Below are 1219 nucleotides of genomic sequence, written 5' to 3' on the forward strand. Positions count from 1 at the left end.
TGGAGGGCGTCCGCCAGCAGGTGGAGGAGATCATCGGCCAGGGTCAGCAGGCGCCGAGCGGGCACATCCCGTTCACGCCGCGGGCCAAGAAGGTGCTGGAGCTGTCGCTGCGCGAGGCTCTGCAGCTCGGCCACAACTACATCGGTACGGAGCACATTCTGCTCGGTCTCATCCGCGAGGGCGAGGGCGTGGCTGCGCAGGTGCTGGTGAAGCTGGGTGCCGACCTGAACCGGGTCCGCCAGCAGGTGATCCAGCTGCTCTCCGGTTACCAGGGCAAGGAGCCGGCCGCCGCTGGCACCGCCCCGGGCGAGGCGGCCCCGTCGACCAGTCTGGTGCTCGACCAGTTCGGGCGGAACCTGACCCAGGCGGCTCGGGAGGGCAAGCTCGACCCGGTGATCGGTCGGGAGAAGGAGATCGAGCGGGTGATGCAGGTGCTCTCCCGCCGGACCAAGAACAACCCGGTCCTGATCGGTGAGCCCGGCGTCGGTAAGACCGCCGTGGTGGAGGGCTTGTCCCAGAAGATCATCAAGGGCGAGGTGCCCGAGACGCTCAAGGACAAGCAGCTCTACACGCTCGACCTGGGTGCGCTGGTGGCGGGTTCCCGCTACCGGGGTGACTTCGAGGAGCGCCTGAAGAAGGTGCTCAAGGAGATCCGCACCCGGGGCGACATCATCCTGTTCATCGACGAGATCCACACGCTGGTCGGTGCGGGCGCCGCCGAGGGCGCGATCGACGCGGCGAGCATCCTCAAGCCGATGCTGGCCCGTGGTGAGCTGCAGACCATCGGCGCGACCACGCTGGACGAGTACCGCAAGCACCTGGAGAAGGACGCCGCGTTGGAGCGTCGTTTCCAGCCGATCCAGGTGGGTGAGCCGTCGCTGGCTCACACCATCGAGATCCTCAAGGGCCTGCGGGACCGTTACGAGGCCCACCACCGCGTGAGCATCACGGATGCGGCGCTGGTGGCGGCGGCGACCCTGGCCGACCGGTACATCTCCGACCGGTTCCTGCCGGACAAGGCGATCGACCTGATCGACGAGGCCGGTGCCCGGATGCGGATCCGCCGGATGACCGCGCCGCCGGACCTGCGTGACTTCGACGAGCGCATCGCCCAGGTGCGCCGCGACAAGGAGTCCGCGATCGACGCGCAGGACTTCGAGCGCGCCGCTCAGCTCCGCGACAAGGAGAAGCAGCTGCTGGGCCAGAAGGCGCAGCGGGA

General features: G+C 68.6%; 1 protein-coding gene. It reads left to right on the forward strand.

Translation table 11 applies throughout. The annotated features are described in order from the left end of the window. The coding region (locus ACWDVW_RS32615; RefSeq protein WP_449956834.1) for a Clp protease N-terminal domain-containing protein at positions 1 to 1219 on the forward strand (1219 nt) is incomplete at both ends.

This window comes from Micromonospora sp. NPDC003241, from assembly GCF_053589795.1.